Below are 22,225 nucleotides of genomic sequence, written 5' to 3'. Positions count from 1 at the left end.
TTTCTATATATCCTTTTTATTAAAGTTTATAGAAAATCATTCTTCTACTTTCTTTATCTCCACTCGTTTAATTTGATGCATATCCTTTTCAAGGACTTTAAAATAAAAGCCATGTTTCTCAATAACATCCCCTTCAGCAACGACTTGTTTTTGTACCATGATCCAACCACCAATTGTATCTACATCATCAGCAACCAAATGTATGCCAAATAAATCATTTACTTCACTAATAAGCACTTTTCCCTCTACAATTTTACATCCTTCGCTTATGTGTTCAATAGGCGGGTGTTCATCTTCATCGTATTCATCTCGAATTTCTCCAACAATTTCTTCTAAAATATCTTCTAGCGTGACAATGCCTGCTGTACCACCATATTCATCATATAATACAGCTAACGGAATTCGTCTTCTTTGCATTTGTAATAGCAAATCATGAATTGGGATATTTTCTAATACTTCAATAACTGGCCTTGTATATGGTGTAATCGAGCACTCTTCCTCTCGATTACCATCCATATAACGAATAAATAAATCTTTTACATTAACCATTCCGATAATCTCATCTTTATCTTCACCAAATACAGGATATCTCGTATATTTTTCTTGCGCAATTACTGTAATATGTGTTTCAAACGGCTCGTCCTCATATAATCCTACAACTTCCGTACGAGGTACCATAATTTCCTTTGCTACTCTATTATCGAATTCAAAAATATTATTTACGTATTTAAATTCCCTTTGATTAATCTCTCCGCTCTCATAACTCTCCGATAAGATTAACCTTAATTCTTCTTCTGAATGAGCTACTTCATGTTCAGAAGCTGGATGTAACCCAAATAAACCTGTTACAAGCCTTGCTGAACCATTTAAAGCCCAAATAAACGGATACATAACTCGGTAAAAATAAATTAGTGGCTTTGATAATAATAAGCTAACTTGCTCTGACCTTTGTATAGCTAATGTTTTTGGGGCAAGTTCCCCAATAACAACATGTAAAAATGTAATCACTGCAAAGGCAATAATAAATGAAATTGTACTAGCAATGGCAGGAGATAATTGTAATTTTAAGAACAATGGCTCGAGTAAATGTTTTATAGTTGGCTCTCCTAACCACCCGAGCCCTAACGCAGTAATCGTAATACCTAACTGACATGCTGATAAATACTCATCTAAATTTGCAGTTACTTTTTTAGCAGCCAATGCACCTCGTCGTTTTTCAGTAACGAGTTGATCAATGCGACTGCTACGCACCTTAATAATTGCAAACTCAACAGCCACAAAAAAAGCTGTTAATGCAATAAGAATGGCTACCATCAATAATTTTAAAATATCCACATATGTCCTTTAGCTTTCTTAGCTAAAGTTACACCTCCTTTTAAAAAGAAGTTTCACTTTAGTTTCTTCAATTATTAGAAAGCAACCCTATATAAAATTCACCAATTTTCAAACCTCATACAATTCTAAAGGTAAACCGTCAGGATCTTGGAAAAAGACGAATTTCTTCCCCGTTATTTCATCAATACGTATCGATTCCGTCTCAACACCACATTGATTTAAATGCGTCACAGCTTCTTCTATATTTATAACTGCAAATGCTAAATGTCTAAGTCCAGCTGCTTCTGGAAAACTTGGGCGCTCAGGCGGACTTGGAAATGAAAATAATTCTATTTGATACTCTTCTCCTACACATAAATCCAACTTATAAGAATCGCGTTCCTTTCTATATACTTCATTTATCACTTTAAAACCTAATATTCTAGTATAAAAATTTTTTGACACTTCATAATTCGAACAAATAATTGCAACGTGATGCACTTTACATATATTCATGATTTCTCTATTCCTTTCTTTACCAAAGATGCATATTCTCCCTTGAAATGAAAAACATATATAGCAGAACATTTCTTTTAGGGGGCTTACTATGAAATTTATCATTTTTTTTGTCGGACTTATCGTCGTTTTCTTCCTTGCTTATATTGCTAGCAATAATAAGAAACACATTAAATTTAAACCTATTTTCATCATGCTTATTATACAGTTAATTTTAACCTATTTATTATTAAATACAGAAATTGGTCTCATACTTATTCGGTTCATTTCCAGCCTTTTCACAAAGCTACTCGAGTATGCTGCTGATGGTATAAACTTTGTGTTTGGCGGTCTTGCAAATAAAGGTGAGATGTCGTTTTTCCTTACTGTATTATTACCGATTGTCTTTATTTCCGTCTTAATTGGTATATTACAACATTTCAAAATACTACCATTTTTTATTCATTGGATTGGTTTCTTTCTTAGCAAGATAAATGGTCTTGGGAAATTAGAATCTTACAATGCCATCGCTTCCGCTATTGTCGGCCAATCAGAAGTGTTTATTACGGTAAAAAAGCAATTAGCACAAATTCCAAAACACCGTCTTTATACACTTTGTGCATCAGCCATGTCAACAGTATCTATGTCTATCGTAGGTGCCTATATGACGATGATTGAACCTAAATATGTAGTAACCGCACTCGTTCTCAATTTATTTAGCGGTTTTATTATCATACTCATCATTAACCCTTACGACGTTAAAGATGAAGAAGATATTTTGGAAATAAAAGGTGAAAAGCAAAGTTTCTTTGAAATGCTTGGCGAATATATTCTTGATGGTTTCCGGGTAGCCATTGTCGTTGGCGCCATGCTCATCGGATTCGTAGCATTGATTAGCTGCATTAATGACCTATTCCTCATTATATTCGGCATTACTTTTCAGCAATTAATCGGCTACGTATTTGCACCTATTGCATTTCTTATCGGTGTACCAAGTTCTGAAATTGTCGCAGCTGGTAGCATTATGGCAACAAAGCTTGTAACGAATGAATTTGTAGCAATGATGGATCTTAGTAAAATTTCCAATAGCCTTTCTCCCCGTACAGTTGGTATTATTTCTGTTTTCCTCGTTTCTTTTGCCAACTTTTCTTCTATTGGAATTATTTCCGGTGCAGTAAAAGGGTTAAACGAAGACCAAGGAAACGTTGTCGCAAGGTTTGGGCTTAAATTACTATATGGAGCTACTCTCGTTAGTATTTTATCTGCAATTATCGTAAGTATTATGTTGTAATTAGGTAAAATTTTATCATTTTCTTATCCCTATCTTTTGTATACAATAACGAATAGGTGTCTTATAAAGTGAAACTTTACTCAGAGGGGACTATCCCCCTCTGAGTATTAGCCTTCACCAATCGGGCTTTTACGGGCAGTTAACTCCCACCTAACTTCCTTGCATTCGCTGGACTTTGAGGTGGGAGTTTTACTGCCCGTTAATGCGGGATAAATAATCAAGACATCTATTTTTTATACATGTACAATCGCTTTTATTTAGCGTAAAATATTTTTTATGTGTTTTAATACACCTAGATGTATACACTTTGATAGTTTTAAAGGAGAAAAAATGATGAAATCCGACACAAACAACAATATGCGAGCCAAAAAAGGACGCTCAAAGAAAAAACGCCTACTTTGGTTCCTTCTTATTCCATTACTAATTGTAGCACTTGGAGCAGGAGGTTACTCCTTCCATATATACAGTAAAGCAAAATCCATTTTAAATAACGCTTATTCTGAACTAGGTCGAGGAGATAAATCCAACAAACGTGAAAAAGCAGTTAAACCTATGACTGATAACATTTCCGTACTTATTATGGGTGTTGATGAAAGTGATATTAGAGAAAAAAATTATGGAAAAGCAACTCGTACGGATGCGCTATTACTTGCAACAATTAATAAAAACGATAAATCCGTTAAACTTGTAAGCATTCCACGTGACTCACGCGTCTACATTAAGTCACGTGATAAATACGATAAAATTACACATGCACACGTATTCGGCGGTGTAGACAGCACGATTGATACAGTAGAGAACTTTTTAGACGTTCCTGTTGACTACTACGTAAAATTTAACTTTAAATCCTTTATCAAAATCGTTGATTCCCTTGGCGGTATTACTGTCGATGTTCCTGTTGAGTTTACAGAACAAAATAGTAAAGACGAAGCAAATGCAATTCATCTTAAAAAAGGACGTCAACATTTAAACGGAGAAGAGGCACTTGCACTAGCTAGAACTCGTCACATCGATAGCGATTATATGCGCGGTCAACGACAACAACTTGTTTTAGAAGCTATTGCCGAAAAAGCACTATCTCTTAATTCCATTAATAAAATCGGTGGCCTACTAGATGCTGTCGATAATGATTTAAAAACAAATTTAACTTTTGATGATATGATGACAATTGCAAAAAATTCAATGGATTCAAGTTTAAAAATGGACAAATTTCAAGTGGAAGGTACAGATAAATATATAGATGGTATTTATTATTACGTTCCAAACGAAAAAAGCGTCAATAATATATCGACAACACTTCAAGAACATCTCGGTGTTACGAATAAAAATGAGCATAAAAAATTATAATAAAAAGGCTGCTAGATTTTTCTAGACAGCCTTTTTATTATAATTTTCAACAAATTTTTCATGCATATTGTGACAAAAAGAGACAATTATTACAACAGTGTAACATTTTTTATAAAAACATTACACACACAGTGGAAATAATAGTATACTAGAACTTACATACTGTTATTTTCATCATTTTTATACAAAAAATGTAATACATATATTTATACACAAATTTCTGGGGGGAAATAAATGAAGCTAAGTAAAATACTGATCGGTTCTGCAATTGCAGGGGGCATATTACTTTGTGTAGGCGGTATTGGTGGATATCAATATGTATCCAAATTAAATAATCAATTAAATAACACCGCATTACCAAATACTACGTTTGAAGGTATTTCTCTTGATGGAAAAAATAAAGCAGATATTCAAGCAATTATTAATCAAAAAATAAATGAATTAGATCAAAAATCCCTTACCTACATATTCCAAGATGATAAACAAACTTACATATGGAAAGATTTAGGTATAAATTATAAAGAGAAAGATATCGTAAACAAAATCTTTAAAGAACAAGAAGGAAACGTAATGAGTCGTTACAAAATGCGGAAGCAAGCTGAAAACGATGAATTAAAACGTGACTATAAATTAACACCACAATTAAATACAACAGCTTATGAAACCTTTATAAAAGATAAATATAATGAAACATTAAAAAATCCTGTTAATGCAGAATTAAGTATTGAAGGCTCTACTGTAAATGTTAGTCAAAGTCAAAACGGAGAAAAAATTGATAAAGGCAAACTACGCGATTTAACAAACGAAGCTATTACTACTGGTAAATCAGATGTTACATTACCGGTTACATTAATAAAACCAGAACGTTCTACAGAAGATATACAGAAAATGGGGATTAAAGAAGTAATTGCTGAGTACTCTACTCCAATGGCTGGCCGTAATGGTAATCAATCCTTTAACGTAAATAAATCAGCTAATACTTTAAGTGGAGTTATTGTAGCACCTGATGAAACGTTTAGTTTTAATGGCCGTGTTGGTGTAACTGATGCTGCACATGGTTATAAATCTGCCGCAGTATATTCACAAGGTAAAGTTATACAAAGTGCAGGCGGAGGCGTTTGCCAAGTCAGCAGTACTTTATATAGCGCAGCTTTAAGGGCAGATTTAGGAATTGTTTCTCGAAGTAATCATTCTATGCCCGTAAATTATTTACCACTTGGGCAAGATGCAGCAGTGGCAGACTATGGTCCGGATTTAAAATTTAAAAACAATACAGGTAATCATATTTATATTCAAGCATTTTCAAATGGAGGTAGTATTACTACACGCATTTTCGGTACAAATACTGGTAAAAATGTTGAAGTTTCTTCTCAAGTAATTAGTAGAACTAATGATAAAATAACAGCGGTTACGTATAAAAAAGTAACACAAAACGGCGAAGTACTATCAAATGGACAAATTTCAAAAAGCGTATATAAAAGTGCCCCAAAACAATGAGATACTATCAAACGGACAAATTTCAAAAAGCATAAAGAAAAAGGCGTAATCTACTCACGCCTTTTTCTTTTGCAGTAATAGTAAAAAAGTTTCAAGATGATCCTTCGTTTCTTCTAAAGACCATATACGATTCCCTTGCTTCGCAGCCAGTACGCACGCTTCTTCCCACGCGTTCTTGTTCTTCATATATACTAATTCATCGCGTAATTTCAAAACAATTTCTTCATCTTCTTGCTCTATAAACTCTGCCATCACGCTTACTATTTCATCCTCATGAATACTTAACGTACAGTATGATTTAAGAAAGTATTGTAATGTCGTATACATATGTACTCCCCCTTCTTATTTGTCAGATGGATAAGAAGTAATAATCTTATATCCTAAATCTCCTGACTTATCTCTCGCTAAAACAGTAACAGTTTTTACTAACTTATCTTTTACATTCATATTTTTCTTTATTACCGTTTTCCCAACCGGGAATGAATGAGTTGTATTTAATACGAGACGAGCCTCTTTAGAATTTTTTAACCAATCTTGAATTTCTTTATCATGTTGCTTCAAACTATCTTTTACAGCTTTCGTCGCTGTTTCTTTATCATAGTATGTACTTGCCGCTGATACTTTATCTGTCTTCAAACGATTCTTCAAATCCTCTTCTGATTTTCCTACATGCCTTTCAATCGTATGACCATTTTTAGGAGGCCCTTCCATTTCATCTAAAATATTATCACTAATTTTTTCTACTGACGTACCTTGATTCCCTGTTTGTTTCTCAGTTTTTTGTTCTTTTCCTGCACATCCACTTAAGATCAGCATCAATGCCAGTAAACTACTGAAGAAAAGACTATTTATTCGTTTCATCATATCACCTCTTCCATGATTATTATCGTAACTTCACTAAAAGTCAATTTCACAACGAAAAAACACATACATTTTTTAAACCCTTCAGCTATTTTGCTATATTTACCACTCTATCTTCATCAAACCACTGTTTTTCACCTACTTTAAAATATACCCCTATGATTTTCTAATTATTTCCCGAATTAAAACACCATTTAAAACACTGCATAAACCCTGTAAAAATAGGGTTTATGCAGTGTTTTTTAATAAATTAAAATATACCCCCATTTTTATATACCACATACCTATATACGGTATATAAATGTCGTTCTGTCAACGTTTTCTACATTATGTAAATTTCTCCTTGCCTATCCATTCGAAATATGGTGTAATGCAAAAAAAGATAAAGGATTTTATAATATGGCAGAAACGATTCAAAATTTCCTAACAGAATACTATTCAATCGCAATTCCACTTAGTATCTTAATCAATATCATCATCAGTCTTTTAGGTTTTATCCCTAGCATCTTTTTAACCGCCATTAATATACAGCTATTTGGCGTTACAAATGGCACACTCATTTCGATCGCAGGCGAAGCATTAGGCGCTATTATCTCGTTTTATATTTATCGCATAGGCCTTCAAAAGTTCACTCACGATAAAGTAAATAAGTATCCAAAGGTAGAGCGTCTTCTTTATGTAGAAGGTAGAGAGGCCTTTCTACTCGTTCTATCGTTTCGATTGATACCTTTCATCCCATCAAGTATCGTGACTTTATTTGCAGCTCTAGGGAAAATGTCATTACTCTCCTTCAGTATTGCCAGTACAATAGGTAAAATACCGGCCTTATTGATTGAAGTATATTCGGCATATCATGTTATGAATGGAACAAATGAAGCGAAGTGGATTGTAACAATCGCAGGTTGCATTGGATTGTTCTATTTGTGGAAAAAATGGAGAAAAAAATAAAGAAGGAGCCTATGCTCCTTCTTTATTTTGAAGTATTTTATTAATATCTATCCCTTAAATCCTTAGTTTACACCAACAGCACTAAATGATTGCTTCACTGCATTTACTTCTGCAGAGCTAGCACCATATAAATCCGCTGCAGCTTGTACTGCACCAGCACGAGCTTGACTAAATGTAGTAGATTGCGTGAAATACTGTGTATTTGCACGGTAGTAAATCGCACCTAATTTATCTTTACCAATACCAGTTACAGTTACACCAGAATGCGTACCGCCATTTGCTAATAAATAAGCTTGCTTGTTAATAATACCACTGTTCGTATGAACCCCACCGTTATCACTAGTACCAGTGTAACGCTTAGAATAATGGTCTGGATCACCATATTTCGCTGGATCACTCATAGAGCGAAGTGCATCTCCTGCTTTACCAGGCGTGTAAATATCTTCACCAATTTCCCAATCTGGATTACGATTATCATAGTATTCTACTAAAGTACCAAAGATATCAGAAATTGCTTCATTTAGCGCTCCTGATTCATTTTGATAAATTAAATCCGAGCTATTTTCCGTAACAGCATGCGTTAATTCGTGACCAATTACATCAATTCCACCAGATAATGAAGTGAATGTTATACCATCACCATCTCCGTATACCATTTGTGAACCGTTCCAGAATGCATTATTATACTTACTTCCGTAATGAACTGTTGATTTTAATGGTGCTCCTGCATCATTAATAGAGTTTCTATTGAATGTAGCTTTATAATAATCATATGTTCTACCAGCATAGAAATGAGCATCTACTGCTGCTGCATCATACGCTGCATTGAAAACATTATCTGTATCTGCCCATAATGTTCCCGGTAATGTTGAACGGTTTTTCGCATCATATGTGAAAATTGTTGCCCCGCGCGTATTATCTTGCAAGTAGTAAGATGACCCAGATAACGTTGTATTAAGCGATTTCGTATCTCCTAATACACCTTTACCAGTTCCCACTTTATTCGTTCCTGTTACTGGCTTTGCAGCAGCTTTTGCTTCCTGTTTAGGAGCATCTTGCTTAACTGGTGACTTATCTTCATTTGTTACATGATCAAGTTTATTATATTTATTTAACACTTTACCGCTGTCTGCTTCAATGAAATAGTAGTAGTTTCCTGGGCTTGGATCTAAGAAGTTTAGATTTACAACGTATGCATATGTTGTTTCTTCACCGTTTTGATATACATATAAGTCCGCTTTTGGTTCTACCTCATATTTCGGTGTTACACCTAAATCTTGCTGCGCGATTGCAATCGCTTTTGCGGCTTCAATCTTATTTTTATTTTTCAACTTTTCTTTCTTGTCTAAATCAGGTGCAACTGTTCCAGACAATACTTTTAAAGAACCATCTTTACTTACGTGAGCTACTTGAGTAGAACCCCATACAGGTACTCCTTCGTAAACTTGTTGCATACGTACTACTGTTGAATCAGTTACAGCATCTTTTTTCACTTGTTTCACTTTGAAAGAATCTTGCGCACTCTTTTCCCCTAGCTTATAATCACCTTTTGCTGCATTTAAATAATCAAACACAACAGATTCCGCTTTCTTGCCAGTTGCTCCAGTTAGATCACCAGAAATAAACTCAGGCGACTTCACTGTCTCATTGTACTTCTTCGTAGAGAGCACATTTTTTGAATCTGCAAACGCAGAGCCTGTCCCTCCAAATGTAGTAACTGCCATTCCTGCCGCTAACACTAACGCTAAACTTTTCTTTTTCATGAACCTTCCCCCTAATAAAAATTTTTTTGAAAAAGAGTAGTTTCATATTAGCATTATGTTTCCACTATTAATATACTAAAAATTCAAATAATTTTTTTCTCAAGTTTTGTAGAATTTTGAGGAACAAATATTGAAAAAACCCTTTCCGTTGGGAAAGGGTTTTTTTTATAAATTAATTTGTTCAACTGTTTTAGCTTCTTGCCCTAGAGTATCCGGCTTCCAAGCATACTGAATATCCAATAATACAGCTGCAATTGCCATAACCACAAATGTTCCTGCAATTAACTTTTTCATACTATCCCTCCTCTTTATTCTTCTAATAAAGTAATTGCTAATTTATAATAGCGATTACTTTCTTTAAAATCTGAGCATTCTTCTAAGTATTCAGCTAGTTCTAAGTATACTTTCTTTAAATCTTTTATATTTTCCTCTGTTTTAAAGAAAGGAACTACTTCTGTTTCTAGAAATTTTTTATAGAGGTCCCTTTCTTCAAAATATTTATATCTTAAATTTAACAATAAATATAACATCCCTTTGTATCTCTCATCTTTCCTTGCAGCAAGGATACCTTTTTCAATCCATTCAGCCGCTTCCTCAAGTTCTCCTAATTGAATACACTGCAACGAGAGCTCATACATGGCATCAATATAATTCATATCCTCTTCTTTTTTATATTTTAAGCATTCTATATAATACTCTTTCGCCTTGGCATAATTTTTTTGTCGGTAGTACAGATAACCAATATTATTTAAAGCAATAGAAAGAATATTATCTTTATCAGCAAAAGAAGTTGCTTCTCTTATGATATGATTATAGATTTCCATAGCTTCATTATATTGTTTTTTTCTAGTATAACTAAACGCAATTAAAAACTTACAATTAATTATATTTCTAAATTTATATTCGCTTTTAAAACCTTCTAATGCCACATTAGCAAAGTATAATGTCATATGATCTATTTCCATCTGACTATATGTCAATGCTAAATTATAATATATTCCTGTTTCATAATATCCTAACTCTTTCGCCATCGATTCTGTTTTTAACAAATACTCTAATGCTTGCGTATATTTGTACTGCACAGAATATAATAATGCCTTATTATACGTATATAACATCTTCTGAAAAGGCGAGTATTTCTTATACACTTTCTTCAATCCGTCCAATTCTTCTTCAACAGCAGGGAGATCCCGCTTCATCATTAAATAACGTGTATACAGCAGTTTATAATAATTTATAATTTCAAAATCCAAAACATGCTTCATTTCACCTTGCAACTCTTCATATATGCGTTCTACTTGTTGCTTGTCCAAATGAACTAGTGCATTCAACCATTCATCCAGCTTCCCCTTCACATCTTCTTCTACATCTCTTAAATCCGTTACAGCAATCTCTAATCTTGCGCAGAGCAATTGTAGAATTTCTTCTGATGCTTCGATCTTTCCATTTTCGATCTTACTTAAGTATGAGACAGAACAAATGCCCTGACATAATTCTTCTTGTGTCATTTTTTGCTGTAGCCGTTTATAAAAGACTTGTTTGCCTATTTTTTCTAATGTTTGTTGCATTGTCCTCCTCCATTCTCATTACCCCCATTACTCTAATAATACATAAAATCTAAAGAAATATAAATTGATAAATGTTAATTTTCTAAAAAATATGCATTATTTCATTTTTTTCTCTCTTGACTTCACATCAATATCTCTTCTTTGCTACGAACGTCGTAAAATTGGTATACTATAACCAAATTACGGAGGTGTTTTCGCAATGAATTATTATAAAGACGATAGTTATGCCTTACATACAGATTTATATCAAATCAACATGGCTTATACATATTGGAAAGATGGTATTCATAATCGCCGTTCTGTTTTTGATTTATATTTTCGAAAGCTTCCATTTGAGAATGGCTACGCTGTTTTTGCTGGTCTTGAAAAAATTGTAGAGTACATAGAAAATTTCAGTTTTACCGAGAGCGATATCGCTTATTTAGCAGAATTACAATTTGAAGAAGAATTCCTTCATTATTTACAAAATATGAAATTCACTGGGGTCATTCGTAGTATGCAAGAAGGTGAAGTTGTATTCAATAACGAGCCTTTATTACGTGTTGATGCACCACTCGGTGAAGCACAAATTATTGAAACTGCCCTTTTAAACATTGTGAATTACCAAACATTAATTGCAACAAAAGCTGCTCGTATGAAGCATGCTGCAAATAACGATGAACTTTTAGAGTTTGGCACAAGACGTGCTCATGAATTTGATGCTGCCCTTTGGGGAACACGCGCTGCCTTTATTGGCGGTTTCTCATCTACAAGCAACGTTCGTGCTGGAAAACGCTTCGGGATACCTGTAGCCGGCACACATGCTCACTCTTTCGTTCAAGCGTATCGCGATGAATATGTCGCGTTTAAAAAATACGCTGAAACTCACAAAAAATGTGTTTTTCTCGTCGATACATATGACACATTAAAATCTGGTGTTCCAAATGCGATTCGTGTTGCAAAAGAATTTGGAGATCGTATTGATTTCTATGGCATTCGTCTTGATAGTGGTGATATGGCTTATTTGTCTAAAAAGGCAAGAATATTACTAGATGAGGCTGGGTTTACAAATACAAAAATTATCGCTTCTAGCGATTTAGATGAATACACAATTATGCACCTTAAATCTCAAGGAGCAAAAATTGACGTATGGGGTGTTGGAACAAAATTAATTACATCCTTTGAGCAACCAGCATTAGGGGCTGTTTACAAACTAGTTGCGATTGAAGATACTGACGGGAAATTAAATGACACGATTAAAATTTCATCTAACCCTGAAAAGATTACAACTCCAGGGCTTAAACGAATTTATCGTATAGTCAACAGGGTTAATAATCATGCTGAAGGCGATTATATTGCGTTAGATTCTGAAGAGCCTGAAAAAGAAGAACGCTTAAAAATGTTCCACCCTGTTCACACATATATAAGTAAATTCGTAACAAACTTTGAAGCACGTGAACTGCATAAAGACATTTTCGTTAACGGTGAAAGAACATACGAACTACCAAGTATATTAGATATTCAAAAGTATAACGAACAGAGTCTCGCTCTATTTTGGGAAGAATACATGCGAACTTTAAACCCCGAAGAGTATCCTGTCGATTTAAGCCAAGAGTGCTGGGATCATAAAATGAATTATATTCAAACTGTTCGTGAACAAGTTGAAAAAAACATACAAAAATAAACAGAGAAGTTTCCTCCTTCTCTGTTTTTTCAATACTATATGGATATTTGTAAAAAATATATTAAAATAACAAGGTGAATATTTTTCATTTGTAAAATTTAATATCGCGTTATTAAAAACTAAAATAATATTTGATATTATTTTATTGAGTCACTTTCAACAAAATAACCGATAAAAAAGAGGACGCAATTGCGCCCTCTTTTTATAAATCTTTCACTCGTAGTACACGCATTGCATTTAATACTGCAATTAACGTCACACCCACATCTGAGAAAACAGCTTCCCACATTGTCGCTATACCAAAAGCACCAAGTAATAAAACTAATCCTTTTACACCTAATGCAAATATAATATTTTGCCATACAATACTTCTTGTGCGTTTTGCAATTTTAACAGCTGTTGCAATTTTTGAAGGTTCATCAGTCATTATAACGATATCTGCAGCTTCAATCGCTGCATCCGATCCTAAGCCACCCATAGCAATACCAACGTCCGCTCGTGCTAATACTGGCGTGTCGTTAATACCATCACCAACGAAAGCAACTTTTTCTTTTCCACGCTTAGCCGCATCAATTTTTTCAATCTCTTCTACTTTTTGTTGTGGTAGTAGTTCTGCGTGAACTTCATCTAAACCTAATTCTTTTCCAACAGCTTCACCAACTGCTTTTGCATCCCCAGTTAACATCACTGTCTTCTTGATACCTAGTTCTTTTAACTTTTGAATCGCTTGTTTTGAATCCTCTTTTACCTCATCTGAGATAACAATATAACCTGCGTATTTACCATCTACAGCAACGTGAACTAATGTACCTACTGTTTCTGGTTGCTTAAATTCAATATTTTCTTTTCTCATTAATTTAGCATTACCTGCGAAAATTTCTTTTCCTTGTACTTTTACAACTGTACCATGACCAGAAATTTCACTATAGTCTTCAATAGCATTTTCATCGATTGATTTTCCATATGCATTTCGAATAGATTGTGCAATTGGATGATTTGAATATACTTCTGCAAACGCTGCATACTCTAACAGTTCTTCACTAGTAGTACCTTCACTTGGCTCCATTTTTGTAACTTTAAAGACACCTTTTGTTAATGTACCTGTTTTATCAAAGACGATATATTTCACATCATTCAATGCTTCTAAATAGTTACTTCCTTTTACTAAAATCCCACTTTTGGATGCACCACCGATACCTCCAAAGAATCCAAGAGGAATGGATACGACTAACGCACATGGACAAGAGATAACTAAGAATACTAACGCTCTATAAATCCACTCGGAGAATGTAGCACCTTCTAAAATAAGCGGTGGAATAAACGCCATGATCGCTGCTGTAATAACTACAACAGGAGTATAGTAGCGCGCAAATTTCGTAATAAAGTTTTCTGTCGGTGCTTTTTTACTACTTGCATTTTGAACTAAATCTAAAATTTTTGATACAGTAGATTCACCAAATTCTTTTGTAACTTCAATTGTTAATACACCATTTTGGTTTACAAAACCACTTAATACGTCATTACCAACTTCTACTTCACGCGGTACAGATTCACCTGTAAGTGCTGAAGTATCCATCATTGATGTTCCCTCGACTACTTTTCCGTCTAATGGTACTTTCTCACCCGGTTTTACAATAATATAATCGCCGATTTGTACATCTTCCGGTGATACTTGTTTCGTTTCATTTCCAACCTTTACATTCGCATAATCAGGACGAATATCCATTAATGAAGTAATTGATTTTCGAGAGCGATTTACTGCAATACTTTGGAATAGTTCCCCTACTTGATAAAATAGCATTACCGCAACAGCTTCTGAATATTGTTGAATTGCAAAAGCTCCTACAGTTGCAATTGCCATTAAAAAGTTTTCATCGAATACTTGGCCGCGAGTTATATTTCTTACCGCTCTCCAAACGATATCTCCACCTATTAATAAATACGCAAGGACGAATAACGGAATTGTTATCATTTGTGGTAAATCAGCTAAGGCAGCAATTCCTGTCAAAATTCCACCGACTACTAATCGCCCTATCATCTTTTTCACATTTGCTTCACCATGATCGTGACTATGCCCTTGGTCATGGCCGCTCTTTTCTTCACGAACAACTTTCACATCTGGTTCTAACTTTTGAACGACATTCTTTATATCTTCTACAGTCGATTCTAACTCTCTTTTATTCGCAACTTCTACTCTTAATTTCTTTGATACGAAATCAACAGTTGCTTCTGAAACTGTCGGCATTTCCTTAATTTTATTTTCAATCTTCATTGCACAGTTCGCGCAATCTAAACCTTCTAATATAAAAACTTCTTTTGCAGCTTTATTTTTTTGCTCTTCTTGCACTTTAATATGTGGTTCTAACTTTGTAACAAGCTGTTTTGCTTCTGTCACAACTTCATTTTCTTTATTTTGTGCTGTTTCTAAAACCATCGTCTTTGTTGCGAAGTTTACAGAGCAAGAATTTACTCCTTCTATATTCCCAACGCCTTTTTCAATTTTCATTGCACAGTTCGCACAATCTAAACCTTCTAACATCAGTTTCTTTTTCACTAATGCTTCTGCCATCGTTCTCCCTCCTCGCGTTTTTATTCTTCCTCGTTTACGTGTTCAAACGCTTGCTCGAAGATATGAATTACGTGCTGGTCAGCTAACGAATAATAAACGACCTTTCCTTCTTTACGATTCTTTACAAGTTTCGCTTGCTTTAACACACGTAGCTGATGTGAAATAGACGATTGTGTCATTCCTAATAAATAAGCTAAATCACAAACGCACATTTCAGCTTCAAATAATGCATGTAATATTCTCGTACGCGTACGGTCACCTAATACTTTAAATAGTTCTGCTACTTTACTTAAACTTTCATCAGTCGGAATTGTTTGCTTCACTTGATCCACGACTTCCTCATGAATTACCGTTTGAGAACAAGTTTCCTGCGGTGTTTCTACTTTATTTTCAGCCATTATAGCTCACCTCTTTAATTGAACATATGAACAACTGTTCATATATCTTATACTTTTATTATATGAGCGCCTACTCATATGTGTCAATAAAATCCGAAAGATTTTTTTGACAATTCCATTCATATTTCAACATATACATATCAATATTCTCCGCACCTATCATACTCTTCATACAAAAAGGATGCACGAAAACTATCGTGCATCCTTCTCTTATTTCCCCTACATTAGCTACCCGTAAAAGCCCGATTGTTGAAGGCTAATAATCAGCAGGCGATGAAGAACCCCCACTGATTAAAGTTTCACTGCATCCACAATTAACGAAGCAAATTCTAATGTACCAGCTTGATTTCTATGATCAAAACGTTTCGAGCGATAAATAAAACCAGCTTTCTCATTCCAATCATTATAATGAAACTTACCATTCTCATCACAGTATTCTAAAATCCTAACTTGAAAACCTGCCGATTCAAACATGGACGTGATTGTTTTATAGTTATGAACGATTTTATGACTTGCTGCTGGATGATCTAATGGCCCTGGTCCACCTACTTGTACACCTTGCTGATATTCTTCATCTGGGAAAAATGCATCTGGCACTGCACAACGAATATATCCACCCTCCGTTAAAAACTCATAACAAATTTTTGCAGCTTCGATTCCTTCTTCGTACGATAAATGCTCCCATACATGTTCCGCTAAAATTGCTGATAAAGAATTAGGTTGAAATTTATCAAGCCAAGTTTCTCTTCGCAATAAATTAAATTCTTCTTCATTCGTATGTAACCAACCAGGGTTATTATTATACCCCTCTGCTCCAACAACCACTTTCGTTTCTAGCATTCCTCTTCCTCCCCTTTTTTCATATTCCGACATAAAAATTCGACAATTTAACATTTATTTCCTTCCTTATCCAAAAGAAAAAGCCTTGTGCGCTCCCTAGACGCACAAGGCTTACTATTTTATATCCCTTTAATTAGCTTGATCTAAATTATCCTGCGAACTTCCATCGTCTTTTAAATGACTATGTTTTTTCGAATAAACAAAGTATACAACTACTCCAATTGCTAACCAAATACCGAAGTATATCCATGTTGTTAATGGTAAATTTACCATTAAGAATAGACAACATGCAATTGAAATAATCGGTAAGATCGGTACAAGTGGTACCATAAATCCACGTTGTAATTTCGGATGCGTTTTACGAAGAATGATAACAGTTACACCAACCATGGCGAATGTTAATAACGCTCCAATATTCGCTAAATTCGACAATTCTTTTAAATCGATAAATCCAGCAATTAAAGCACTACCAATTCCTGTTAACCAAACTGAAAATGTTGGCGCTTCAGTCTTCTTGTTAATTTTCGCAAAAGATTTTGGTAATAAACCGTCACGGCTCATTGCGAAGAATACACGTGTTGTCGCATAAATGTAAGCGAAAATTACAGCCATAATACCGATTACAGCTCCAATAGCAATTACACCAGCCACTTTATCTTGTCCTACAACTTCTAACACATATGCCATAGCTTCAGGTACATCTAATTCCTTATAAGAAACCATACCTGTCATAACGAGACAAACTACAACATAAATGATTGTACAAATAACTAACGAGGCAATAATACCAATTGGTAGATCACGTTGCGGATTTTTTACTTCTTCAGCAGAAGTTGCTAATGCATCAAATCCTAAGAAAGCAAAGAATACTGCTGCTCCCCCTGCGAACACTCCACTTAAACCGTAAGGTGCAAATGGTATCCAGTTTTCTGGTTTCACATAGAATACACCAACTGCAATGAATAAAACAACAATACCAATTTTAATTAATACCATTATGTTATTCACACGCTTACTTTCTTTTGTACCTCGTGATAATAACCAAGTTATCACTAACGTAACGATAACTGCCGGTAAGTTTACCATACCACCTTGCGCTGGAATCGTTAGCAATGCTTTTGGGATTTCAAGTCCCAATCCACTCACTAAATTATTGAAATAACCCGTCCATCCGCCAGCTACTGCGGCAGTCGTTACGACATATACGGATAACAATGTCCATCCCATTAAATGAGCAACAAACTCACCAATTGTTGCATACGAATATGTGTACACACTACCTGAAACAGGGAGTGTAGATGCAACTTCCGCATAACATAAAGCTGCAAATCCACAAACAATTGCTGCAATCATAAATGAAAAAATAACTGCTGGACCAGCATCTCTTGCTGCTACTAATCCAGTTAATACTAGAACTCCTGTACCAATTATCGCACCAATTCCTAGCATTGTTAGGTCGAATGCCCCTAGCGTTTTCGTTAAAGTTTTACTTTTACTTTCCCCTAACAATTGCGTAACGGATTTCTTTTTAAATAGGTTGGCCACGATGAATGCCCCCTTTTGCCAAGAAGAGCTAAGAGGTATTATCTCTTAGCTCTTATCATGTTGTTTTATATATTGTTCGATTTTGTTTTGTATAATGCTTCTATTAGCAAGATACTGTTTCTGCTTCTAATAATTCTTTAGCACCTTTGTACTCTACACCGTGAGCTTCTGCAACAGCTTCAAATGTTACATAGCCATCTAATGTGTTAATACCTTTTAATAATGCAGTGTTGCCTAGGCAAGCAGCTTTGTAGCCTTTGTTAGCAATTTGTACTGCATATGGTACTGTTACGTTTGTTAATGCAAGAGTTGATGTACGTGGAACCGCACCTGGCATGTTTGCAACTGCATAATGAACAACACCGTGTTTTTCGTAAGTTGGGTTATCATGAGTTGTAATACGGTCAGTTGTTTCGAAAATACCACCTTGGTCAATCGCGATATCTACAACAACAGAACCTGGTTCCATTGATTTAATCATTTCTTCTGTTACAAGTTTTGGCGCTTTTGCACCTGGGATTAATACTGCACCAATTACAAGATCAGACTCTTTTACAGCTTCTGCAATATTGTAAGGATTAGACATTAAAGTTTTTACTTGGTTTCCGAAAATGTCATCTAATTGACGAAGACGTTCTGCACTTAAGTCGATGATTGTTACATCCGCACCTAGTCCAACTGCAATTTTAGCAGCATTTGTACCAGCTTGTCCACCACCGATAATTGTTACTTTACCACGTTTAACCCCTGGAACACCTGCAAGTAAGATACCTTTACCGCCTTTGTTTTTCTCAAGGAACTGTGCACCAATTTGTGCAGCCATACGACCAGCTACTTCACTCATAGGTGCAAGTAATGGTAATGAACGGTTTTCTAATTGTACTGTTTCGTACGCAATAGCTACTACTTTCTTCTCGATTAAAGCTTTTGTTAATTCTGGTTCTGGAGCTAAGTGTAAGTATGTGAATAAGATTAAACCTTCACTGAAGTGTTTGTATTCGCTTTCAATTGGTTCCTTAACTTTCATAACCATTTCCATGTTCCAAGCTTCTTCAGCTGTATCAACAATTTTTGCTCCCGCTTCAACATACTGAGCATCTGTGAAACCAGATCCTAAACCTGCACCCTTTTGAATAAATACTTCGTGATTGTTACGAATTAAATGTACAACACCAGCTGGTGTCATTGCCACACGGTTTTCGTTGTTTTTAATTTCTGCTGGTACCCCAATACGCATAATGAAATGCCCCCTTATAATTAACAGAAAAAAGAAAGTCTTTTTTCTTTTTGTAATAATTAATAACTTATGTCCTTATTCTAGCATAACTTAAAAGTTATGAAAACGCTAACATATCATTTTTCTAAAGTTTATATATTTAGAATAGTGTAAATATATAAAACATTGATTCTATTAGGAAGTTCGTTCTATTTCATTATCTATTACTCTATTTTTATTATATCCCTTCAAAATAAGCAGTAATCATTTATTATTTGACAATAATATAACAATGTAAAAACTCCAAATGAAGACGTATACATATACAGTTATTACTTTACACAATACTTTAGAAATATATTCTTTTTACAAAAAAACAGCTGCTGGCATTTAGCCAGCAGCTGGATAACTTATAAATAACTTTGAAAACAAATCATCTGTTGTTTCAGTAATTTTATCAAACAGATCACTTTCTTCCGCTTCTTGCTCTTTTAACTCCTTAATTGTTTCACGTGCATCTTTAGGATAATCGGTAATGATACCATCTACGTTTAACTTATAATATGCCTTTAAACTCTCCATATCATTTACTGTCCATACGTAAATTGGCTTATTTAACTTCCTTGCTTCTTTTACTAATTTCTTATTTAACATGTATTCTTCTGCTACATAAAAGTCAGCTTTTACATTCTTTAAGTTAGCTCTACTTGCATACAGTATATATCCTACTTTTATATCTGAATTTGCACGCTTAAACTCTTTAATGAGTGGATAGTGTAACGTTTGAATTACACATTGCTTCTCAAATTCATTATCTTTAATCGCTTTTAATACTTTATTTACAAAGTCTTTTTCGCCCCCATGAAGCTTCACTTCAATATTGAGTTTGATTTTCCCCTTTGCAAGCTTAATGATTTCATCAAGTGTACTTATTTGTCCTGAAAATCCATCTTGACTAAGAGTAAGCTGTCTTAATTCATCCATCGTTAAATCTGACACATGCACATTGGCATTTGCAAGACGTTTTAACTTCAAGTCATGTATAACCGCTAGCTCACCGTCTTTCGTTTGTAATACATCTATTTCAGCGTAGTCTGCTTTTGCATCAATAGCACCTTGCACAGCTTCTTTCGTATTTTCTACCCCTTTTGATATATATCCGCGGTGCGCCATAATAATCGGTTCTTTATACGAATTTGAAATAAACGTTACAATGAAGGCAACGACCATTCCGGCCGTAATAATCCCTACAATATATACACTAATAAATTTCCAGCGATGTTTTTGAAAGAAACATTTATCTGCTTTCGTTTTCGAATAATCTAATCCTTCTTCTAATAACACATCTTCAACCGGAACCTTTTGTAAGTACAATCTTGTTATAGCCATAATATAAAATGGTGTCACAATAAAGCTAAATAAATACAATGTACTTGTTAGGAATACAGAAATCGTTGATTCGGCTAATAACGCAAATGTTCCTTCCGGGTTTGTAAATTCATACACACCCCATAGGCACAATAAATATATTCCAAAAAACAAAATATAAACAATCCCTATTGAAATGAAAAATCCTACTAAAAAGAATAGTACTTTAAAAAAGCTTTCTTTTACTAAAGCTGCACTTTTGCGTGCTGCTGTACGAAACGGCTTTTGTTCTAAAACGACAATAGGTAGAACGAAAATCCAGCGAAGGTTCAAATACGCAACTACGGCAAAGAACGTGTAATAACCTACTTGTCCCATCGTCGTCTTAAACAGTTCTCCTGTAATAAAATTAGGAATTTGAATTTGCGGAATTAATGCCGTTTCGTATCCCATATTTAAAAGAGGTAATAATACGACAGCATATAAAATAAATCCTGGTAAGCAATATGTGAAAAGCGTAGGTAAGTACGTTACGGTTTTATATAAAATCGGGCGTAATTTCACCTTTTGTCTTTTATGAGCGAAATACGAAATAATAATAAGCACCGCAAATTCCGTAAAGATAAGAAACAGTGCTAACAAGGATAAAATTACGATTGCCAAAATGCCGTATGGTGTTTTCAAAAATGCTAATAATTCATCATTTGTCGCATTTGCGTAACCACCAAAATACAATAATTTATTAAAAATGATCCCAAACAGTGGAACAAACACAATCGCTGCTAACAATTTATAAGCAAGTTGAAAGGTTAATACATTCCAAAAAGCAAATTTTACTGTTTGAAAGGAATGGCTCATTACTCCTGGTATAGATAGTCTTTTACGGTGTTGCATATATTCCTCCACATTCTAAAACGATATTTGAGATGGATTCCACATTTCCATTTCTAATCCATCTTTTTAATAATAATATATTCCGCTTAACATGAACACTCTTATACATACAATGAAAAAAGTGATGGCTATTTCCCATCACTTTTTCATCTACTCTATTTTTTCTCTAATCCTTGCCCAAATGCTTTCAAAAAGCTAAAACCGAATGTAATTGCTCTATTGATATCTGGATCTTTTAATACTTTAAAGAAATCCATCACTTTTGTTTTTTTACCACTATTTAATTCATCTGTTGCAAATTGCAATCCAGTAACTAAACTCGATGTGATTTGTTTTGTTACCTCTGGGTCAACTGAAGATAAAGCCTCTCCTGCCCCCATCATATTGTTCAGTGCATTTTTCACTGGTTCACGATTTAATTGCTCAACAGCAATTTTCGAAACATCTTCTTTCGCAGCAAGTAAACTAATTGCCGCATCTAAAATACCAGCTTTCTGTAATTGCGCTAGTAATTGCATCGTTTCCTCGACTGCTTCACGGTTATTCGCTAACTCCGTGAACAGTTCCTCTGCTAATTGCTGTTTCTTCTCTTCTTCTGTTACAACTTTCTTTTTAATTAACGTAATTTCTTTTGCCACTATCTCCGCC

Annotated in this window: 19 protein-coding genes; 5 read left to right on the top strand and 14 right to left on the bottom strand. The window is 34.5% G+C overall.

Going from position 1 to position 22,225, the window contains the following annotated elements; all coding sequences use genetic code 11:
- Positions 1 to 36: 36 nt before the first annotated feature.
- Both JDS95_RS15220 and gloA2 read right to left on the bottom strand, forming a co-directional pair.
- Positions 37 to 1,335: a hemolysin family protein gene (locus tag JDS95_RS15220; RefSeq protein WP_000353290.1), complete on the bottom strand. Its 1,299-nt coding sequence runs from the start codon at positions 1,333 to 1,335 to the stop codon at positions 37 to 39.
- 108 nt (positions 1,336 to 1,443) lie between these two features.
- The gene (gloA2, locus tag JDS95_RS15215; RefSeq protein WP_001017661.1) at positions 1,444 to 1,830 is read right to left on the bottom strand and encodes an SMU1112c/YaeR family gloxylase I-like metalloprotein; all 387 of its coding nucleotides are present in this window, start codon (positions 1,828 to 1,830) and stop codon (positions 1,444 to 1,446) included.
- 91 nt (positions 1,831 to 1,921) lie between these two features.
- Between gloA2 and JDS95_RS15210 the strand changes: the two genes are divergently transcribed.
- The 3 genes from JDS95_RS15210 (at position 1,922) to JDS95_RS15200 (ending at position 5,944) form a co-directional block, all read left to right on the top strand.
- Positions 1,922 to 3,100: a NupC/NupG family nucleoside CNT transporter gene (locus tag JDS95_RS15210; protein ID WP_000668632.1), complete on the top strand. Its 1,179-nt coding sequence runs from the start codon at positions 1,922 to 1,924 to the stop codon at positions 3,098 to 3,100.
- Positions 3,101 to 3,430: 330 nt separating this feature from the next.
- The gene (locus JDS95_RS15205; protein ID WP_002105716.1) at positions 3,431 to 4,447 is read left to right on the top strand and encodes an LCP family protein; all 1,017 of its coding nucleotides are present in this window, start codon (positions 3,431 to 3,433) and stop codon (positions 4,445 to 4,447) included.
- Positions 4,448 to 4,681: 234 nt separating this feature from the next.
- Positions 4,682 to 5,944, top strand: a complete 1,263-nt coding sequence (locus tag JDS95_RS15200) for a VanW family protein (protein WP_085451050.1) — start codon at positions 4,682 to 4,684, stop codon at positions 5,942 to 5,944.
- A gap of 54 nt (positions 5,945 to 5,998) precedes the next feature.
- Here the strand turns inward: JDS95_RS15200 and JDS95_RS15195 are convergent, their stop codons facing one another.
- Together JDS95_RS15195 and JDS95_RS15190 are read right to left on the bottom strand one after the other, a co-directional pair.
- On the bottom strand, positions 5,999 to 6,271 hold the full coding sequence (locus tag JDS95_RS15195; protein ID WP_000288801.1) for a hypothetical protein: 273 nt from the start codon (positions 6,269 to 6,271) through the stop codon (positions 5,999 to 6,001).
- A 15-nt stretch (positions 6,272 to 6,286) separates the two neighbouring features.
- Positions 6,287 to 6,805 carry an RNase A-like domain-containing lipoprotein gene (locus JDS95_RS15190; RefSeq protein ID WP_000822375.1) on the bottom strand — a complete coding sequence of 173 codons (519 nt, stop codon included), beginning with the start codon at positions 6,803 to 6,805 and terminating at the stop codon, positions 6,287 to 6,289.
- Between the two features lie 399 nt (positions 6,806 to 7,204).
- Between JDS95_RS15190 and JDS95_RS15185 the strand changes: the two genes are divergently transcribed.
- The gene (locus tag JDS95_RS15185) at positions 7,205 to 7,753 is read left to right on the top strand and encodes a TVP38/TMEM64 family protein (protein ID WP_000852219.1); all 549 of its coding nucleotides are present in this window, start codon (positions 7,205 to 7,207) and stop codon (positions 7,751 to 7,753) included.
- A gap of 62 nt (positions 7,754 to 7,815) precedes the next feature.
- Here JDS95_RS15185 and JDS95_RS15180 read toward each other — a convergent pair whose 3' ends face one another.
- The 3 genes from JDS95_RS15180 to JDS95_RS15170 form a co-directional block, all read right to left on the bottom strand.
- Positions 7,816 to 9,516, bottom strand: a complete 1,701-nt coding sequence (locus tag JDS95_RS15180; RefSeq protein ID WP_000730352.1) for a M4 family metallopeptidase — start codon at positions 9,514 to 9,516, stop codon at positions 7,816 to 7,818.
- A gap of 165 nt (positions 9,517 to 9,681) precedes the next feature.
- The gene (locus JDS95_RS15175; RefSeq protein WP_000733135.1) at positions 9,682 to 9,810 is read right to left on the bottom strand and encodes an NprX family peptide pheromone; all 129 of its coding nucleotides are present in this window, start codon (positions 9,808 to 9,810) and stop codon (positions 9,682 to 9,684) included.
- Positions 9,811 to 9,824: 14 nt separating this feature from the next.
- Complete coding sequence (locus JDS95_RS15170; protein WP_001187940.1) at positions 9,825 to 11,084, bottom strand: helix-turn-helix transcriptional regulator; 1,260 nt, start codon at positions 11,082 to 11,084, stop codon at positions 9,825 to 9,827.
- Positions 11,085 to 11,283: 199 nt separating this feature from the next.
- On the opposite strand from JDS95_RS15170, the gene JDS95_RS15165 reads away from it, so the two are divergent.
- Positions 11,284 to 12,747 (top strand): nicotinate phosphoribosyltransferase, encoded by a 1,464-nt coding sequence (locus tag JDS95_RS15165; protein WP_001110357.1) that lies wholly within the window; start codon positions 11,284 to 11,286, stop codon positions 12,745 to 12,747.
- A 202-nt stretch (positions 12,748 to 12,949) separates the two neighbouring features.
- On the opposite strand, the gene JDS95_RS15160 is transcribed toward JDS95_RS15165, so the two are convergent.
- The 7 genes from JDS95_RS15160 to JDS95_RS15130 form a co-directional block, all read right to left on the bottom strand.
- On the bottom strand, positions 12,950 to 15,316 hold the full coding sequence (locus tag JDS95_RS15160) for a heavy metal translocating P-type ATPase (RefSeq protein WP_000796579.1): 2,367 nt from the start codon (positions 15,314 to 15,316) through the stop codon (positions 12,950 to 12,952).
- Between the two features lie 20 nt (positions 15,317 to 15,336).
- Positions 15,337 to 15,714 carry an ArsR/SmtB family transcription factor gene (locus JDS95_RS15155; RefSeq protein ID WP_000829679.1) on the bottom strand — a complete coding sequence of 126 codons (378 nt, stop codon included), beginning with the start codon at positions 15,712 to 15,714 and terminating at the stop codon, positions 15,337 to 15,339.
- Between the two features lie 291 nt (positions 15,715 to 16,005).
- Positions 16,006 to 16,554: a class I SAM-dependent methyltransferase gene (locus JDS95_RS15150; RefSeq protein WP_033661224.1), complete on the bottom strand. Its 549-nt coding sequence runs from the start codon at positions 16,552 to 16,554 to the stop codon at positions 16,006 to 16,008.
- A 129-nt stretch (positions 16,555 to 16,683) separates the two neighbouring features.
- Positions 16,684 to 18,099 carry an amino acid permease gene (locus JDS95_RS15145; RefSeq protein ID WP_001284896.1) on the bottom strand — a complete coding sequence of 472 codons (1,416 nt, stop codon included), beginning with the start codon at positions 18,097 to 18,099 and terminating at the stop codon, positions 16,684 to 16,686.
- Positions 18,100 to 18,202: 103 nt separating this feature from the next.
- On the bottom strand, positions 18,203 to 19,336 hold the full coding sequence (gene ald / locus JDS95_RS15140; RefSeq protein WP_001219740.1) for an alanine dehydrogenase: 1,134 nt from the start codon (positions 19,334 to 19,336) through the stop codon (positions 18,203 to 18,205).
- Between the two features lie 369 nt (positions 19,337 to 19,705).
- Entirely contained in the window at positions 19,706 to 21,577 is a 1,872-nt protein-coding gene (locus JDS95_RS15135; protein WP_001164747.1) for a glycerophosphoryl diester phosphodiesterase membrane domain-containing protein, read from the bottom strand.
- 155 nt (positions 21,578 to 21,732) lie between these two features.
- Positions 21,733 to 22,215, bottom strand: coding sequence for a helical membrane plugin domain-containing protein (locus JDS95_RS15130; protein ID WP_001040512.1), 483 nt, complete (start codon positions 22,213 to 22,215; stop codon positions 21,733 to 21,735).
- Positions 22,216 to 22,225 lie beyond the last annotated feature (10 nt).

Source organism: Bacillus cereus group sp. N24 (assembly GCF_016483345.1).
GTDB lineage: Bacteria > Bacillota > Bacilli > Bacillales > Bacillaceae_G > Bacillus_A > Bacillus_A toyonensis.
The sequence above is the reverse complement of the archived record's forward strand: the minus strand, read 5'-3'. Positions and strand labels throughout refer to the sequence as shown.